The 16,688-nt window shown below is 75.3% G+C and carries 16 protein-coding genes; 5 read left to right on the forward strand and 11 right to left on the reverse strand.

Features of this window, described 5'->3' with window-relative positions; all coding sequences use genetic code 11:
- Positions 1-63: 63 nt before the first annotated feature.
- The 5 genes from SLAV_RS35715 to SLAV_RS35735 form a co-directional block, all read right to left on the reverse strand.
- Positions 64-801: an ArsR/SmtB family transcription factor gene (locus SLAV_RS35715; RefSeq protein WP_030230442.1), complete on the reverse strand. Its 738-nt coding sequence runs from the start codon at positions 799-801 to the stop codon at positions 64-66.
- 78 nt (positions 802-879) lie between these two features.
- Positions 880-1,443, reverse strand: coding sequence for a hypothetical protein (locus SLAV_RS35720; protein ID WP_030230445.1), 564 nt, complete (start codon positions 1,441-1,443; stop codon positions 880-882).
- Positions 1,444-1,460: 17 nt separating this feature from the next.
- Positions 1,461-2,135, reverse strand: a complete 675-nt coding sequence (locus SLAV_RS35725; protein WP_030230447.1) for a YoaK family protein — start codon at positions 2,133-2,135, stop codon at positions 1,461-1,463.
- Positions 2,136-2,245: 110 nt separating this feature from the next.
- On the reverse strand, positions 2,246-2,632 hold the full coding sequence (locus tag SLAV_RS35730; RefSeq protein WP_030230449.1) for a VOC family protein: 387 nt from the start codon (positions 2,630-2,632) through the stop codon (positions 2,246-2,248).
- Positions 2,633-2,699: 67 nt separating this feature from the next.
- Positions 2,700-3,071, reverse strand: a complete 372-nt coding sequence (locus SLAV_RS35735) for a hypothetical protein (RefSeq protein WP_030230451.1) — start codon at positions 3,069-3,071, stop codon at positions 2,700-2,702.
- Positions 3,072-3,178: 107 nt separating this feature from the next.
- On the opposite strand from SLAV_RS35735, the gene SLAV_RS35740 reads away from it, so the two are divergent.
- Together SLAV_RS35740 and sigJ are read left to right on the forward strand one after the other, a co-directional pair.
- Positions 3,179-3,739: a SixA phosphatase family protein gene (locus SLAV_RS35740; protein ID WP_030230453.1), complete on the forward strand. Its 561-nt coding sequence runs from the start codon at positions 3,179-3,181 to the stop codon at positions 3,737-3,739.
- Positions 3,740-3,900: 161 nt separating this feature from the next.
- Positions 3,901-4,869 (forward strand): RNA polymerase sigma factor SigJ, encoded by a 969-nt coding sequence (sigJ, locus tag SLAV_RS35745; protein ID WP_030230455.1) that lies wholly within the window; start codon positions 3,901-3,903, stop codon positions 4,867-4,869.
- Between the two features lie 5 nt (positions 4,870-4,874).
- On the opposite strand, the gene SLAV_RS35750 is transcribed toward sigJ, so the two are convergent.
- A complete protein-coding gene (locus SLAV_RS35750; RefSeq protein WP_078950349.1) occupies positions 4,875-5,372 on the reverse strand; it encodes a cupin domain-containing protein in 498 nt (165 codons plus the stop codon).
- A gap of 124 nt (positions 5,373-5,496) precedes the next feature.
- On the opposite strand from SLAV_RS35750, the gene SLAV_RS35755 reads away from it, so the two are divergent.
- Positions 5,497-6,384 carry a LysR family transcriptional regulator gene (locus SLAV_RS35755; RefSeq protein ID WP_030230459.1) on the forward strand — a complete coding sequence of 296 codons (888 nt, stop codon included), beginning with the start codon at positions 5,497-5,499 and terminating at the stop codon, positions 6,382-6,384.
- A 19-nt stretch (positions 6,385-6,403) separates the two neighbouring features.
- Here SLAV_RS35755 and SLAV_RS35760 read toward each other — a convergent pair whose 3' ends face one another.
- From SLAV_RS35760 to SLAV_RS35775, 4 genes are all read right to left on the reverse strand, one after another.
- On the reverse strand, positions 6,404-6,961 hold the full coding sequence (locus SLAV_RS35760; RefSeq protein WP_030230462.1) for a pyridoxamine 5'-phosphate oxidase family protein: 558 nt from the start codon (positions 6,959-6,961) through the stop codon (positions 6,404-6,406).
- Positions 6,962-7,077: 116 nt separating this feature from the next.
- Positions 7,078-7,677 (reverse strand): TetR/AcrR family transcriptional regulator, encoded by a 600-nt coding sequence (locus SLAV_RS35765; RefSeq protein WP_030230465.1) that lies wholly within the window; start codon positions 7,675-7,677, stop codon positions 7,078-7,080.
- On the reverse strand, positions 7,674-9,164 hold the full coding sequence (locus tag SLAV_RS35770) for an MFS transporter (protein WP_051840987.1): 1,491 nt from the start codon (positions 9,162-9,164) through the stop codon (positions 7,674-7,676). The genes SLAV_RS35765 and SLAV_RS35770 overlap by 4 nt, the downstream gene beginning before the upstream one ends.
- Before the next feature lie 177 nt (positions 9,165-9,341).
- Positions 9,342-9,866: a cupin domain-containing protein gene (locus SLAV_RS35775; RefSeq protein ID WP_030230470.1), complete on the reverse strand. Its 525-nt coding sequence runs from the start codon at positions 9,864-9,866 to the stop codon at positions 9,342-9,344.
- A gap of 359 nt (positions 9,867-10,225) precedes the next feature.
- Here SLAV_RS35775 and SLAV_RS35780 point away from each other — a divergent pair, with 359 nt between their 5' ends.
- Positions 10,226-11,848, forward strand: coding sequence for a Rossmann-fold NAD(P)-binding domain-containing protein (locus SLAV_RS35780; protein WP_159038068.1), 1,623 nt, complete (start codon positions 10,226-10,228; stop codon positions 11,846-11,848).
- Between the two features lie 267 nt (positions 11,849-12,115).
- Here the strand turns inward: SLAV_RS35780 and SLAV_RS35785 are convergent, their stop codons facing one another.
- On the reverse strand, positions 12,116-13,198 hold the full coding sequence (locus tag SLAV_RS35785) for an NADP-dependent oxidoreductase (protein WP_037687372.1): 1,083 nt from the start codon (positions 13,196-13,198) through the stop codon (positions 12,116-12,118).
- 130 nt (positions 13,199-13,328) lie between these two features.
- Between SLAV_RS35785 and SLAV_RS35790 the strand changes: the two genes are divergently transcribed.
- Complete coding sequence (locus SLAV_RS35790) at positions 13,329-16,673, forward strand: AfsR/SARP family transcriptional regulator (protein ID WP_063760305.1); 3,345 nt, start codon at positions 13,329-13,331, stop codon at positions 16,671-16,673.
- Positions 16,674-16,688 lie beyond the last annotated feature (15 nt).

Below are 16,688 nucleotides of genomic sequence, written 5' to 3' on the forward strand. Positions count from 1 at the left end.
GTGAACATTTCGGTGTCGACCGAAATGTTGATGGATAGGGGTTCGGCCCCGCCGACAGGGGGCTCAGCTCCACGCGTCGGGCGTGATCCCCAGGAGCTCGGCGAAGGCCCGCTCCCCGGCCGCGGTCACCTCCAGCGCCCGGCCGCCGCCCTCCGGACGCACCACCCACCGCCGCTCCAGCGCCCGCGCGCGCAGCCGCGCCCCGGCCAGGCCGCCGAGGTGGCGCCGCCGCTCGGTCCAGTCCAGGCAGGAGCTGACCTGCGGCCTGCGGCCCTCGCCGGTGAGGTCGACACCGGCCGCGGCGCACCAGGCCCGGCCGTCGTCCGTCAGCTCGAACACGCCGTCCGTGCGCAGCAGTCCGCGCCGCTCCATCGCGTCGGTCACCGCCATGCCGAGCCGCCCGGCGAAGTGGTCGTAGCAGGTCCGGGCGCGGGCCAGTGGATCCGGCGCGGCGACCACCGGTACGGCGTGCGCCGCGTCCCGGTCCGGGATCGCGTACGAGGCGAGCGCGTCGAGGAGGCGGGCCGTCGCCGCGTCGGCGACGCGCACGTAACGGTGCCGGCCCTGCCGCTCGGTGACGCAGATGCCCGCATCCAGCAGCCGGACCAGATGGCCGCTGACCGTGGACGGGGCCACGGCGGTGATCCGGGCCAGCTCGCCCGCGGTCCAGGCGCGCCCCTCCAGCAGGGTCATGCAGATCGCGGCCCGCGTCTCGTCGGCCAGGGCCGCGGCGAAGGCCGCCAGGCGGGCGGCGGGGGCCGGTGCACCCTCCGGGGGTGTGGTGAAAGGCGATGCGTCCATCCCTCCAGGATGCCCCATCGCTTCGGCAATCGCCGAATGATCCGGCGTTCCCGGCGCACAGCGCCCCGCGCGGAGGGGTCAGTGCCCGGCGGCGGCCTTGACCAGGGCCACGGACAGGCCGATCGCCGCGTCCAGGGCACCGGCCAGCAGGGCGACGGCCGGACCGCTGCCCATGCGGACGCCGCCGTACCACCCCCAGCCGAAGAGGCTGGCCACGTTCACCCCGGCCGCGGCGTACAGGGCCGTCTGCAACTCCATCACGCCCAGGACGGCCGAGCCGATCAGGATCAGCGGGCCGACCGCGGACAGCAGCAGCGGGCTGCCGACCCACAGCATGCGCCGCAGCTCCGCGCCGGTGGCGAGCCGCCCGTGGACCACCCGGTGGGCCTGCTGGTCGGCGACGAGGCTCGCCAGCCACAGCCCGACGGCGGCGGTGAGCACGGTGGCCGTGGCACCGAAGGCGTCGACGTGCTCGGACGCGGCCAGGCCGATCACCACGGAGATCATCGTGATGGTCGCGTACAGCCGTTCCTTCAGCCGCGCCGCGGACGCCTCGGGCGTCGCGGTGGCCGCGGTGGCGGCGGGGCCGGGCCGGTCGGACCCGGTGCCGTGCCCGTCGTCGCCGGTGTCCTCGTGACCCATGGCGTCAGCGTAGACGTTCAGCCGTCGGACCGGCCTGCTCTCCCCGCCGTCGCGGCGACCGCCGTCAGCAGCACCAGGACGAGCGCCAGCACCCACTCCGGCCCGGGCCCGGAGTGCAGCAGGCCGCCGACGAGGGCCCCGCAGGCGAGCACCGCCACCGACAGCGCGCGCCGGGGCGCGGCCGGACGCCAGGGGTCCGCGGCCAGCCCCGTCAGCGTGCGGGTGACCACCGTCGTGGTCAGATCGGGCAGCCCGAGCCGGTGCACCACCGCGTTCTGCAGCCCCATCCCGGCCGCCAGCGGAACGAGCACCGGGTACCGGCCGAGGTCCCACCCCAGCGCCGCCAGGGCCACGGCCACGAGCGCCGCCTGCCCGGCCACCAGCGGGCCGAACAGCCGGGCCGGCCGCGCCTCGCGCCGCCACCACCCGCCCGCCCCGGCTCCGCCCAGGAACGCGGCCAGGGCCGTCGCGGACGCGGCGGCCGACAGCCCGGCCGAACCGCTCAGCGCGAAGCCGAGGAAGACCACGTTGCCGGTCATGTTGGCCACGAACACCCGGCCGAGCCCCAGGAAACTCACCGCGTCGACCAGACCGCTGGCGAAGGTCAGCACCAACAGCAGTGGCCCCAGGTGCGCGTGGGGGTGCCCCTCGGGGAAGAGCCAACCCCTCGCCCGGCGCCGCCGCGCGCTCACCCCGGGCCCCTGCGGGAGCGTCCCGCGTCGGCGTCCATGCCCACCAGTGGATCATCCGGGCGCGGCGGCCGCGACCGGCGCCCGAGCCCCCGCCGCGCCCCACCGCCCGTTCAGGGGCGAAAACGCAGCGGGTGGTCCGCGGGCACCTCCACGACGGCGATCCGTACGCCGTCCGGGTCGGCGATCCACATCTCGATCAGCCCCCACGGCTCGCGCACCGGGGGCCGCAGCACCGGCGCGCCCCGGCCGCTCAGCTCCTCGTACGCCGCCCGGACGTCCGCGACCTGCATCCACAGGCTCAGTCCGGGCGCGGGCGGTTCGTCGGCGCGGCCCGACACCTCCAGGAAGCCGCCGCCGAGGAAGTAGACCGTGCCCCGCTCGGGACCCGTGCCGAACTCGCGGTAGACGGCGAGACCGAGGGTCTCGCCGTAGAAGGTCCGCGACCGCTCGGGATCCGTGGGACGCAGCAGCACGCGGCTGCCCAGTACGTGCACCATGCTCCCGGACTCCCTTCGCCGACCCGCGCTCCCGACAGCTTGGCACGCGCCGGTCCCGGGCGGGTGCCTATGGCCCTTCGTCGTAGGTGCCCGCCTCGATTTCGAGGGCGAGTTCCTGGAGGACCTCGATCGAGGTGAGGTCCGTACGGCCGTTGTCGTGCGCGATCGCCAGGCTGGTGAACGCCAGGCTGAATCCGGAGACCATCGTGTGCAGGGCCGGTCCCAGCGCCTGGGCCACCAGGGCCGCCACCTGCTGCGGGGAGGCGTCGGCGGGGACGCTGATCGACGGCAGCATCTCGTTGAGGAGCGTCGTGGCCACGCCGGCCGTGGCCGTGGGACCGTCCCCGGCGGTGTCCTCTCCGCTTTCGACGGCCCGGCGGACGTCCTGGGCCTCGGTGAGGATGCCGATGACCCGCTTGAGTACCTCTGCGCGTTCCATCCTGCGCAGCGTAGCCCCGGGCCCGTCGAGCGGGTGTGAGGGTGCGCGGCTTCCGGGGCCACCGCACCATGACCGTGTACCCGTACCCCGCGGCGAAGGAGACGGCCATGCCCTCGGGCCCCGCGCCACACACCACGTCCTCGGCCCCCGCAGGCGCCTTCGGTTGCCGGCTGCTGCTGGTGCGGCACGCCAAGGCCGAGCCGAAGCAGGAGTCGGTCGAGGACATCGCGCGTTCCCTGAGCGAGCGCGGCAGGGCCGACGCGGCCCGGCAGGGCCGGTGGCTGGCGGAGTCCGGACCCGCGCCCGCCCTGGTCCTGTGCTCCCCGGCCCGCCGCACGCGCGAGACCTGGCAGTTGATGGCCGCCGCCCTGGCCGACCCGCCGGACGCCGTGTACGACGAGCGGCTCTACGGTGCGGAGCCGAACGTGATGGTCACCGTACTGGCGGAACGGGCGGCGGGGCTCGGGTGCGTGGCCCTGGTCGGCCACAACCCCGGTGTGCAGGAGATGGCTTCGGCCCTCTGCGGGTCCGGCAGCCCCGGACTGCTGGAGGCACTCGCGGGCGGCTTCCCGACGGCGGGGGTGGCGGTCGTGGACCTGCCGGGCGGCTGGGACGCCCTGACCCCCGGCACGGGGACCCTGACGGCCTTCCGTGCACCGCGCGGCTGATCCGCCCCCTTCCTCGTGTGTTCCGCGTACCGGCTCCCTCGGGACCCCGTCCGGGTGATGATCGTCCGAGCGCGACGGACGGGCGGGCCGGCCTCACATTCCGGGGCCGTGTCCCGTCGGAGACGGTGAGACGCTGACCGAACGAGGAAGCCGGCGAGACCATGACCACGAGATCCCCGTCCGAGCCCGGACACCAGCCCGAGCACGGGCCGCACCCCGATCCCGCCCTGGGCGCGATCATGAGCGAGCGCCGGCAGCTGATCAACCTCGCCTACCGGCTCCTCGGCTCCCTGGCCGAGGCCGAGGACGCCGTGCAGGAGACCTACACCCGCTGGTACGCCATGTCCCGCGAGCAGCGTGACGCCATCGGGTCGCCCGGAGCCTGGCTGACGAAGGTGGCCGGCCGCATCTGCCTCGACGTGCTCCGGTCGGCGCGGGCACGGCGCGAGAGCTACGTGGGCGAGTGGATACCGGAGCCGCTGCCCGACCGCGCGGAATGGGCGGCCGGGCGGCCCGGTGACGGCGGGGGACACCCCGCGGACCCGGCCGACCGGGTCACGCTCGACGAGTCGGTCGACATGGCCTTCCTGGTCGTCCTGGAATCGATGACCCCGGCCGAACGGGTCGCGTTCATCCTGCACGACGTCTTCCGCTACCCGTTCGCCGAAGTGGCCGCCATCGTCGGACGTACGCCGGCAGCCTGCCGGCAGCTGGCCGCGTCGGCCCGCCGCCGCATCGGCGCCGCACCGGCCCCCGTGGCCCGGCCGACGGCCCGGGCGGGCGTCATCAGGGACTTCAAGCAGGCGTGGGAGGCCAAGGACATCGCCGCCCTCGTCGCCCTGCTCGACCCGGCGGCCACGATGACCGCCGACGGCGGCGGCCTGGCCGGCGCGGCGCTCCGTCCGGTGGTGGGCGGCGAGCGGATCGCCCGGTACGTCGTGGAGATGGCCGGCCGGGCACCCGCACCCGGTCTGACGCTCCTGGAACGTTCGGTCAACGGCAGCCCGGGTCTGGTCGCCCAGTACGGCGGTGCCACGGTGACGGTGGCCGCGTTCGCCGTCGCGGAGGACCGGATCACGCACATCTGGGTGGTGCGCAACCCCGAGAAGCTCCGGCCGTGGAGCGTGTGACGCCGTCATCGGGCGCGGTCGACGAAGTGCACGTCGTACCGGTCCTGCTCGGGGAGCAGGTCGTCGAACGACTGGAGGCCGTGCTGGACGCGGCCGAGCGTGCGGAAGTACTCGAAGCGCTCGACCGCCGGTCCCAGCACGGCCAGCAGCTCGGCCGGTCCGTCCGCCGTGGCGCCGAAGGCGTGCGGCAGGCCCGGCGGGACCAGGACCGTGCCACCCGCGCCGACCGTCTCGACGGCGCCGTCCAGCCGGAACTCCACCGTGCCCGCGAGCACGTGGAACAGTTCCGCCGAGTGGGAATGGAAGTGCGGCCGGGCGCCGGCCGCGCCGGGCCCCAGGGCCAGCCGGTTGGCGCCGAGCGGGCCGCCGTCCGTCAGCAGCGTGAACCCGCCGCCGTGCGGCAGGGGCACGTGTTCGGCGTCCTCCGCCCGGACGACCACCGCCGCCACCGCCACCGACGTCGCCGTTCCCGTGCTCCGCTTCCCGTCCGCCGTCATGGTCATGGGTCCTCTCCTCCGTACCGGTTCGACACCTCCATTCGACCCGGGGAAGGGGCCGCGAACCAGAACCGTTCGCGCACTGCAGCGATCATCGTTCGTGACGAATGGACGCAGGAGGGGGAGCGGGATGGAACTGCGGCAACTGAGGTACTTCGTGGCGGTGGCCGAGGAGGGGGGTTTCGCCCGCGCGGCCGAACGGCTCCACATCGTCCAGTCGGCGGTCAGCCAGCAGGTGCGCCGCCTCGAACGCGAACTCGGCCTGACCCTCTTCGAGCGGACCACCCGGCGGGTGTCCCTCACGGTGGCGGGCGAGCGGCTGCTGCCGGAGGCGAGGATGGTGCTCGACGCCGCCGAGCGGACCCGGCGGGTGGCGGCGGACCTCGCCTCGGCGGGCACCGGCACCCTGCGGCTGGGCACCGTGCGCGGGCCGGGGCAGAGGGTCTACCGGCTGCTGGCCCGCCTGGCCGAACTGGCCCCGGAGGTCCGGGTGCGCGTGCGCAGCCTGACGGTCGCCGAACGGCTCGCCGCGGTCCGTACCGGAGCCCTGGACGCCGCGCTCGTACGCGCCCTGCCCGCGGCCCCCGGCCTGGAACTGCTCCCGCTCTGGGAGGACCCCTTGTACGTGGCCCTCCCCGCCGGGCATCCGGCCGCCGCCCTGGCGCGGCCCGCCCTGCGGGACCTGGCGGACTTACCGCTGCGGCTGGCGGCCCGCGAGCACAACGCGCCCTTCCACGACCTGGTGACGGCGGCGGTGCGGGCGGCCACCGGCGCCGCCCCGCCGGCCGGTCCACCGTTCACCGACCTCCAGGACACCCTGACCGCGATCGGGGCGGAAGGCGGACGGGCCCCCTCCTGGACGGTCTTCTACCGGGTCGGCGGCCTCCCCGAGGTCGCCGGTACGGCCATCCGCCCGCTGGCGTCCCCCGGGGTCACGACCTCGCTCGCCGTCCTGCCCGGCCCGCCGGGGGCCGCCCTGCGCGCGCTCCTGGCGGCAGCGGCCGACACCGGAGCCTGACCGGGGCGGGGCCGCCCGCTCAGAAGGTCCACCGCGTGTGGCTGTAGACGCCGTCGTCCCGGCCGAACCCGTACGCCGTGTCCGGGGCCACGGCGAACACCGTCACGGCGCGCTCGCGGAACGCGTCGCCGATGCCGTGGAAGGTGCCCTCGGGAGAGGTGATGTGCGGCCCGTACTTCGCCTCGTACGCGGCGATCACCTCCTCCAGCACGGCCGGATCGGAGACCGGCTCGGCCTTGCCTTCGACGACGAGGTCGAGCCCCGCGGTGAGCGAGTTCCCTCCGGTGGTCAGCGCGCAGTGCCCGTCCCGGGCGAGGTTCTTCGCCTTCTGCTCGTCCGGGCCGGTCGAGAAGTACAGCACGCCCCGGTGCCAGGCGGCGATCACGGGCGTGACGTGCAGCCGGCCGTCGGGCCGCACCGTGGACACCCAGAAGATCTCGGCGGCCTCCAGGTGGCGCCGGGCCTCGGACCATTCGGTGGGGGTGACGTCCGCGGCGCCCGGGCGGGGGTGGAGCGCGGAGCTGTAGCGGGCGTCGAGCTCGGTCGTGGGCTGCTGCGAGGGTTCTCTTGTCGACATGGCGGATCTCCTTCCTCACGCCACCAACGACCGCCCACCCGTACCGGAACCGCCGGGCGCCCCGACACCACCCTCCTGGCGCCGTCCTTCCCGCGCCGCCCTTCGGGGCGGCGCTCTCAGGAGCCGTCGATGAGCCGCTGGAGACCGGGCGCGTACAGGTCCGCGAGCCGCTCCGCGGAGGTACGGGCGCCCGCGCCGTCCGGCCGGTGCAGGCTCAGCGTGGCGCCCAGCCCCAGCAGCTGGCCGGCGATCAGCTCGGCCCGCAGCTGTGCGTCGGGGCCGGTCAGGGACGCGGCCAGCCGGTCGGTGACCTGCTCGCGGAAACGCGCCCGCAGCAGGGTGCGCTCGTCCTCGATGCCCAGGGAGAACACGACCCGCAGCAGCGGGTCGCCGCGGAGCCGGTCCCGCAGCTCGATCATGGTCAGCACCAGGTGCCGGCCGAGCGCGGCCGGCGGCGCGGCGAACAGTTCGTCGGCGGCCGTCCGGAAGTCGGCGACCGTGTTGAACAGGGCCTCCTTGCTGCCGAACCGCTTCACGATCAGCGACGGGCTCACCCCCGCCGCGGCGGCGATGCCGCGCATGGTGACCTCGGCGTACGGCCGCAGGGTGAACGCCCGGCGCGCGGCCCGCACGATGGCGTCCCGTCCGCTCTCGGCGCCCGACTCCCCGTCGGCCGCGGCCGACCGGGCCGGGGTGGATTCGTCGGTGGTGCTCATGCGCTCTCCCGGGCGGCGGTCACGGACGGTGTCACCGTGACCGTACCGCCCCGGGCGCCGCGGCCCCGCCGGGCAGCGTTTCCAGGCCGGTCCGACGGCAGGAACAGCGTGGCGACGAGGGCGGCCAGCGCCGCTCCGGCGGCGATCAGGAAGATCAGCAGGTAGGCGTGCAGGGTCGGGGCGGTCCGGCCGCCGGCCACGAAGGTCACGTGGGCCAGCACGGCGGCGACCACGGCACTGCAACAGGCCTGGCCGACCGAACGCATCAGGGTGTTCAGCCCGTTCGCGGCGGCCGTCTCGCTCACCGGTACGGCCCGCATGACGAGGGCGGGCAGCGCCGAGTAGGCGATCGCGGTCCCGGAGGCGACCACCGTGGCCCCGGCCACGATCAGCCACAGGCTGTGGCTGGTGAAGAAGCGGAGCACGTAGCCGACCGCCATGACGACGGCGGCGATCAGCAGGGCGGTACGGGGCCCGTACGCGGCGGAGATCCGTGCGGAGACGGGGGAGAGGGCGACCATGGCCAGCCCGCCGGGCAGCAGGCACAGGCCGCTGACCACGAGGGAGGCACCGAGCCCGTACCCCGTGCTGGTGGGCTCCTGAACCAGCTGGCCGGTGACGAGGGAGTTCGCGTAGAAGGCGAAGCCGATCAGCAGGGCCGCGACGTTGGTCAGCAGGACGGCGGGCCGGGAGGAGACCCGCAGGTCCACCATGGGGGAGCGGGTGCGCAGCTCGTACCGGCCCCAGAGCAGGCCCACCACCACGGACCCGCCGAGCAGGCCGAGGGTGCGCGCCGAGCTCCAGCCCCAGTCGGCGCCCTGGGTGATCGCGAGCAGCAGCCCGACGAGGGAGCCCGTCAGACCGAGGGTCCCCAGGAGGTCGAAGCGCCCGGGGGAGCGCACGGGGGACTCCGGGACGATCCGCAGCACCAGGAACAGATCGAGCAGACCGAGGGCGGCCGACGCCCAGAACATGGTGTGCCAGTCGAAGTTCTCCATGACCACCGCTGCCACCGGCAGGCCGATGGCCGCACCGATGCCGAGGGTCGAGCTCATCAGCGCGATCGAGGGCAGCACCCGCTCGGCGGGGAGCTCGTCGCGGATGATGCTGATGCCCAGCGGGATCACCGCGAGGGCCGCGCCCTGCAGGGCCCGGCCGGTGATCAGGACGCCGATGTCGGAGCTGACCGCGCACAGGACGGACCCGAGGGTGAGCACGCCCAGCGAGGCCAGCAGGACGCGCCGCTTCCCGTACATGTCGCCCACGCGGCCGAGTACGGGGGTGAAGACCGCGCCGGTGAGGAGGGTGATGGTGACCAGCCATCCCGCGGCGCCGGGACTCGCCCCCGTCAGCTCCGGGACGTGCGGCAGGAGCGGGACCACGAGGGTCTGCATGACGGCGACGACCATGCCGCAGAAGGCGAGGACGGGGACGACGAACCGGGACGGGGCGGAGGCCGGACCGGGGGCGGCTATCGCGGGGGGCATGCTGCTCCAGACGGGTTGCGAGAGCGGGAGCCGGGTGAGTGCACAACTGTTCACCCCATGGGTAAACGACTGTACACCCCGGGGTGAACGGTTGTGCACCCCATGCCTCGCCCTGCCCCTTCCCGCCCCGCCCGCCCCGCCCGCCCCTTCCCGCCTCCACCCCCGCCGCCTGCCGCGTCAGGCCGTGGTGCCGGCCGGGCCGTCCGGGCCGTCCGGGCGGCAGTAGCGGCGGACCGGCTCCGGATGCTGCGGGAAGCGCCGCAGCAGGTCGTCGACCCGGCCCAGGGTCATGTCGGCGAAGTCGAACCCGGGCGCGACGGCTTCGCTGATCAGGCCGTGGTCCCCGGCGGTGAGGTGCGAGGCCTTCCAGACGCCCCCCGGGACCGCCAGCGTGAGCACCTGCCCGCGGCCCGGATCCTGGCCGAGGACGGCGGTGCTGTGCCGGCCGTCCGGGTGCAGCAGGTGGTACGTCACCGGATCGCCGTGGTGGTGGAAGTGGAGGATGTCGGAACGGTTGAGGTGCCAGTGCCCGATCGGCGACCAGTGGGTGAGCAGGTAGTGGATGGATGTCATCGTGTAGCGGTCGCCGTCCGGCGTGCGGACCGGCGGCCGGTGGTCGGCCTGGAAGGTCCGCCTGAAGTACCCGCCCTCCACGTGCGGCTCCAGGCCGAGGGCGTCGATCCAGTCGTGTGCCGTGGGCACGGTGTCCTCCTCTGATCGGGTGTCCGGTCGGACCGGTGAACGGCCCACGGCGTGCGGCCGCCGGATTCACGGTAATGGAATCGGATCGAGGATCGACCGAGCGTTCCGCGCGCTCTTCCGGTCCAGAGGAATTCGAGAGGAGATCCAGCGATATTGCGGTGGGAATTTCCCTTCCGCTCGTATTCTCGGTTGCGTGCCCGATGCCCATCTTCCCATGCAGGGCGCTCAATACGGCACCGTCGAATTTATCTGGGAATGAGGGTCCCGCCGTATGCCGGACACCTCGTCCTCAATTCACGGCGACATCGAACGTGTGGTGCGGCGGACGGCTGCCGCCAGGTGGAACGGATGGAATTCGAATGGAACGGGAAACGAATACCCTGACCGTCAGACGGCCGGAACGCCCCGTGGCGCCCGCGGCCGACGGCCCGGTCTCCTTCGCGGCGACCACGGTCGAGGTGACCGGCGCCCCGGAGGACGGCCCCCACCTCCTGCACCGCGCGGCGCGGCGCCTGTGCGAGGCCGCGGGCCCGGGAGCGGTACCGGTCCATGCCGGCGGCGAACTCACGGCACGGCTCGCACCGGGTCTGCAGGCGTCGATGTTCGTCTCCACCGAGATGCGCGGCGACGGCGCGGGAACCTCCCTGCTGCGCCTGAACCTCCGCCTCTCGGGCCGCGGCGCGGCACCGTCGACTGCCTCGCTGGACCACTGGGCCGAGATCTGGCACCGCCAGGCCTTCTCCGCGCCCGAGGTGGAGCGGGTCGCGGGTGAGCTGCCGCTGATGAGCGCCGCCGTCGGGCGCCTGCGGCACGGGAAGCCGCTCGCGGGCTGCGCGGTACTGGTCACCGGGCACTTCCTGACCGACCTCGTCCACCTCGTCGGCTGCCTCGCCGAGCTCGGGGCCCCGCTGGACGCGATGACGGTCCTGCGCAAGGACTACGCGTACCAGTGGCGCCACCGGGTCCACGGCCACCTCGTCGACCAGGGCGTACGGGTCGTCGACGCCGCCGACCCCCGGGCCGTGGAGGAGCACGCCGAGCGCGCCCGCGGGCTCGGTCTGCGCTGCCTCGCCCTGGACGACGGCGGCTACGTCGCGCCCGCGCTGCTGGACCGCGCCCGTCAGGGGTCCCCGTGGCCCGCCGCGGCGGGGGACTGGGCGGGAGTGGTCGAACAGACCATGTCCGGGATCTACAAGCTCCGGGGCCGCGAGGCGGAGCTGCCCTTCCCGGTGTTCTCGGTCGCCCAGTCCCGGCTCAAGGGCCGCATCGAGTCGTACTGGATCGCCGAGAAGGCGGTCAGCACGGCGCTGGAGCTGCTGCCCGTCCTGAAGATGGAGGGACAGCCCGCACTGGTCATCGGCTACGGCAACGTGGGCTCCCAGATCGCCGCCCTCCTCACCCAGCGCCGCATGCGGGTGGCGGTCCACGACGCCGACATCCTCCACCTCATCGACGCCCACGAGAGCGGCTACGTCACGGACCGCGACCTGGCCGTCCTGCTGGAACGGCACGAGCCCCTGCTCGTCTTCGGGGTCACCGGCCGCACCAGCATGTCGACCCGGGAGTTCGAAGCCCTCCGGCGGCCCGCCTACCTCGCCAGCGTCAGCAGCCGCGACATCGAGTTCGACCTGCCCGCGCTCGACGCCCTGGCGGCCCGGAACCCGGCGGCCCGGTCCGTGACCGGCCCCTCGTCCCGTACGCACACGCTGCCCGGCGGCCTGGACGTCACCGTGCTGGCGGGCGGCCGGCCGGTCAACTTCCACGAGACGGACAGCATCAGCAACCTCCACTCCGACCTCGTCTACGCCGGCATGCTCACCGGGGCCTGCGCCGTCGCCACCCGGCAGGCCCCGCCCGGACTGGACCCCTCATGGGCCGATGCCGTCCTGGAGGAGTCCGGCCTCCTCCAGGACTACTACGAGCGCTACGGCCCCGCCGCCACCGCCCGCCCGGCCCCCTGGACGGCGGCCGACCGCCGCTGACCCCCGCCCGCCGGGCCGTGCCGGCGGGCCGGCGCGCGGTCCACCACGGACAGGCCCCCGCCCCGGTCCTGAGGGAGTCGTGGACGAAGTGCACCGCGTGCAGGTCCAGCAGGTCCAGCAGGTCCAGCAGGTCCACCGTGCAACCCTCGGCCGCCGGCCGCTCCCGCGCCCGCCGGGCCAGCCCGGCCGTCAGGGAGTCGGCGCGGTGGTGGGCCAGGATCACCAGGGCGTGCCGCCGGGTACCGGCGCTCCGGCCGGTCGCGGCGCTCACCGGGCCGCGATCCCGAGCCGGACCAGCATCTTGCCCGTGTTCGCCCCGCCGAGGACGCCGAGCAGGGCATCGGCCGCGTGCTCGATGCCGTCGACCACCGTCTTCTCCGTACGCAGGGTGCCGTCGGCCAGCAGACCCGCGGCCTTCGCGATCCACTCCGGGAACAGGTCGAGGTGGCTGGTGACCAGCATGCCGCGCAGCGTCGCCTCCTGGGCGGCGGCTCGGAAGAGGTTGTCGGGCCCGGGGACCGGCCCGGTGGCGTCGTAGCCGCTGATCGCACCGACCATGGCGATCCGCCCGCCCGGCCGGATCGCCGCGATCGCCGCCCGGAGGTGGTCGCCGCCGACGGCGTCGAGGTAGACGTCGATCCCGTCGGGCGCGGCCCGTTCGAGCTGGCCGGACAGGTCACCCCGGTGGCGGTCGAGGGCGGCGTCGTAACCGAAGACGTCCAGCAGCTTCTTCGTCTTGTGCGGGCCGCGCGCCGAACCGATCACCCGGGCCGCACCCAGCTGCCGGGCGACCTGCCCGGCGATGCTGCCCACCGCACCGGCCGCCGCCGAGACGAAGACGACGTCGCCCTCCCGCACCGGCGCGGTGCGGGTGAGCGCCGCGTACGCGGTCAGGCCGGTGGCGCCCAGAGCCCCTAGGTAGTCCTCGGGCGCGGCGGCCGAGACGTCCACGACGGTTGCCGCGGCCCCGTCCAGGACGGCGTACTCGCGCCAGCCGAGGAAGTGCGAGACCGTCGCGCCGACCGGCACGGACGCGGAGCGGGAGGCGACGACCTCGCCCACCGCGCTCCCCTCCAGAGCGGCGCCGAGGGCGAACGGGGCCATGTAGGAAGGGGCGTCGTCCATCCGGCCGCGCATGTAGGGGTCCACCGACATCCAGGTGTTGCGGACGAGGACCTGGCCCTCGGCGAGCGCCGGGACCGCGGCGTCGGCGAGCTCGAAGTCCTGCGGGACGGGGGTGCCGACGGGGCGGGCGGCGAGCCGCACCTCACGGGAGACCGCGGGGAGCGGGGCGGGGCCGGTACCGGTGAGGCCGGTGTGGGTCGGGGGGACGCTGCGGTCGGTGCTCATGGTGTTCCTTCCGTCCGGACCGCCGGGTCGCGGTCACGGGAACACCGTGCGCCGGGCCGCGCACGAACCGCTGACGGTCCGCGCACGGCGGGGAAACCACCGGCCTGGCGCCGCCCGTAGGATGATCATCATGCGTTTCGAGGTGCTCGGACCGGTGACCGTACGGACGGACGGGGGAAGCGTCGCCCGCGTCCCCGAGGCGAAGGTCCGCACCCTGCTGGCCGCCCTGCTGGTCCGCCGCGGACGCCCGGTGCCGGTGGACCGGCTGGTGGACGACCTGTGGGGGGACGCGCCGCCCGCCGACCCCGTCAACAGCCTCCAGACCAAGGTCTCCCAGCTGCGCCGGGCCCTGGCGGGGGCGGAGGAGGGCGGCCGCGCCCTGGTCGCCCACGGCCCGGCCGGCTACACGCTGGACGTTCCCGCCCCGGCGGTGGACGCGGGCGTCTTCGCCGAACTGGTCGCACGGGCCCGCCGGGAGGAGAGTGCCGCGCAGCGCGCGGCCCTGCTCACCCGGGCGCTCGGACTGTGGCGCGGTCCCGCCTACGCCGACCTGGCCGACACGCACTTCGTCCGCGCGGAGGCCGCCGGGCTGGAGGAGCAGCGGGTCACCGCCCACGAGGAGCTCGCGGAGGCCCGGCTGGAACTGGGCGAACACGCCGAACTCGCCGACGGGCTGGCGGAGCTGGTGGCCCGGTATCCGCTGCGCCAGCGGTTGCGTGCCGCGCAGATGCGGGCGCTCTACGCTGCCGGCCGGCAGAGCGAGGCCCTCGCGGTCCACGGGGAGGTGCGCGAGCGCTTCGCGGAGGACCTGGGGATCGACCCGGGGCCCGAACTCGCCGCACTGTACGGGGCGATCCTCCGTCAGGACCCGGCTCTGACGGCCCGGCGCCCGCCCGACGAAGGGGACGCCGGTGCGCTCCCCGCGCACGCCGCACCGGCGAAGCCGCACGCACCGCCCGCGGTACGCCCCGTCGCGGGCGCCGTGCCCACCCCCGTCGGCTCGCTGGTCGGCCGCGAGGACGCCGTCGCCCGGGTGTGCGCCGCCGTCCTGGCGGGACGTCTCGTCACGCTCACCGGACCCGGCGGGGTCGGCAAGACCCGACTGGCCCTCGCGGTGGCCGCGCGGCTGGCGGCCGGCCCGGGTCCGCACCCGGACGCGGAAGGCCCGTACCGCGACGGGATCCGCTTCGTCGAACTCGCCGGCGTACGGACCGGGGTGGCATCGGCCGTGGCCGCGGCCCTGGGCGAGCGGGAGGACGTCGCGGGAGGCGGCCCCGGCGGACGCCCGGCGGACGACCGCGAGGAAGCGGTCGGCAGGTGGCTCACGGGCCTGCTGGCCCCGCGCCGCATGCTGCTCGTCCTGGACAACTGCGAGCACGTGGTGGACGAGGTCGCGGCCCTGGTCTCCCCGCTGCTGCGGGACGCGCCCGGCGTACGGGTGCTCGCGACGGGCCAGGAGCCCCTCGCCGTCGCCGGGGAGGTACTGGAGCCGGTCGCGCCGCTGTCCGGCCCCGAGGCGGTACGGCTGTTCGCCGAACGGGCGGCGGCAGGTGCGCCCGGCTTTGCGGTGACCGGGGAGAACGAGGAGGCCGTCACCCTGATCTGCCGTCGCCTGGACGGCATCCCGCTCGCGCTGGAACTGGCCGCCACCCGGGTGAGGGCCCTGGGGGTGCACGCGCTCGCCGACCGCCTGCACGACCGGTTCCGCCTCCTCAACCAGGCGCGCAGGGACGCCCCGGCCCGCCAGCGCACCCTGCGCGCGATGATCGACTGGAGCTGGGGGCTGCTGTCCCCCGCCGAGGCGACGGTGCTGCGCCGGCTCACCGTGTTCTGCGGCGGCTTCACCCTGGAGTCCGCGGAGGCGGTGTGCGCCGGCGGCGGGACGGCCCGGGAGGACGTCCTCGACGTGGTGGCACGCCTGGTGGACTGCTCGCTCGTCACGGTGTCCCACGGCGGCGCGGGCGACCGGGCGGGCTCCGGCCCCGCGCGGTACCGGACGCTGGAGTCCGTCACCGCGTACGGCCGCGAACGGCTGGCGGAGGCCGGCGAGGACCGGACCCTCGGGCAGCGGCACGCCCGCCACTTCGCGGACCTCGCCGAGCGGGCGGCGGCCGGACTCCACGACCGGGACCAGCGCGCCTGGCTGGACCGCCTGGACCTGGCGGCGGCCCTCGACCACGCGGTGGAAGCCGGGCCGTCCGGGCTCGCGGCACGCCTCGTCGAGTCCCTGGCCTGGTACTGGTTCCTGCGCGGCCGGATCGCGGAGGCACGCGCCGCGCTGGCGGCGGCCCACGGACGCGCGGAGGCCGACGGACGCGCGGAGGCCGACGGTGCGACCGGCCGGGAGGCGTCGCTGCGGACCCTGCGGGCGGCGTTCGAGGTGTTCGCCGGCGGCGACGACCCGGGCCCGGCGGTATCCGCCGACGCCGGTCCGCGGGCCCGCTGGCTGCTGGAGTTCGCCCGGCTGTGCTTCACCGGCGCCGCCACCGCGCCGGACGACGGGGTCCTGGACACCCTGCCGGACACCTTCCGCACCCGGGGCGACCGGTGGGGCGAGGCGGCCGCGTACAGCGCCCTCGCCACCCGCGCCCTGTACCGGGGCGACCTCGGCCACCTCGACCGGCACGCCCGCGCCGCCGCGGACCTCTTCGACCGGCTCGGCGACCGGTGGGGCCAGTTGCAGAGTTCCGAGCAGCTGGGCGTGCTCGCCGAGGTCCGCGGCGACTACCCGACGGCCGCCCGGCTGTACGAGGACGGGGTGCGCACGGCCAGGGAACTGGAACTGTGGACGACGGTCTCCTTCCGCCTGGCCCGGCAGGGCCGCATCGCCCTGCTGACCGGCGACCTCGCGGGGGCGGAGCTGCTGCACGAGCGGGCCCGGCGGATCGCGGTGGAGCACTCGCACCGGCCGGCGGAGCAGTTCGCGGTGATCGGCCTGGCGCTGGGTGCCCGTCGCGGCGGTGACCCGGCCAGGGCCGAGACCCTGCTGCGGCCCTGGCTCGACTGGAACCGGAGGCTGGGCGTGGACGCCGGAGCCGCGCTGGTCCTGGCACAACTCGGCTACGCGGCCGAGCTCCGGGGCGACCCGGAGCGCGCCCGGTCCCTGCACGAGGAGGGCCTCGAAGCCGCCCGCCGCACCGGCGACCCCCGGGCCCTGGCCCTGGCCTTCGAGGGCCTCGCGGGCGCCCTGACGGCACCCGCCCCCGACGCGCCGCCCCACCCGGCCGTCCCCGCCCCGGCCCCGGGCGAGCGTCGGACCGACCTGCTGCGGGCCGGTGAACTCCTGGGCGCCGCCCACACCTTGCGGCAGTCCGTCGGCACACCGCTGCCACCCGCGGAACGCACCGACGTCGACCGGGCCACCGCCCGGCTCCGCGACGCCCTCGGCGAACCGGCGTACATCCGCGCCTTCACCTGCGGCCACGACCACCCGGAACGCCACGTCGACGGGCCCGACGCGGCCTTCCCGGGGTGAACCGGGCAGGCCGTA

The sequence above is a fragment of the Streptomyces lavendulae subsp. lavendulae genome (genome assembly GCF_002803845.1).
Taxonomy (GTDB): domain Bacteria; phylum Actinomycetota; class Actinomycetes; order Streptomycetales; family Streptomycetaceae; genus Streptomyces; species Streptomyces lavendulae.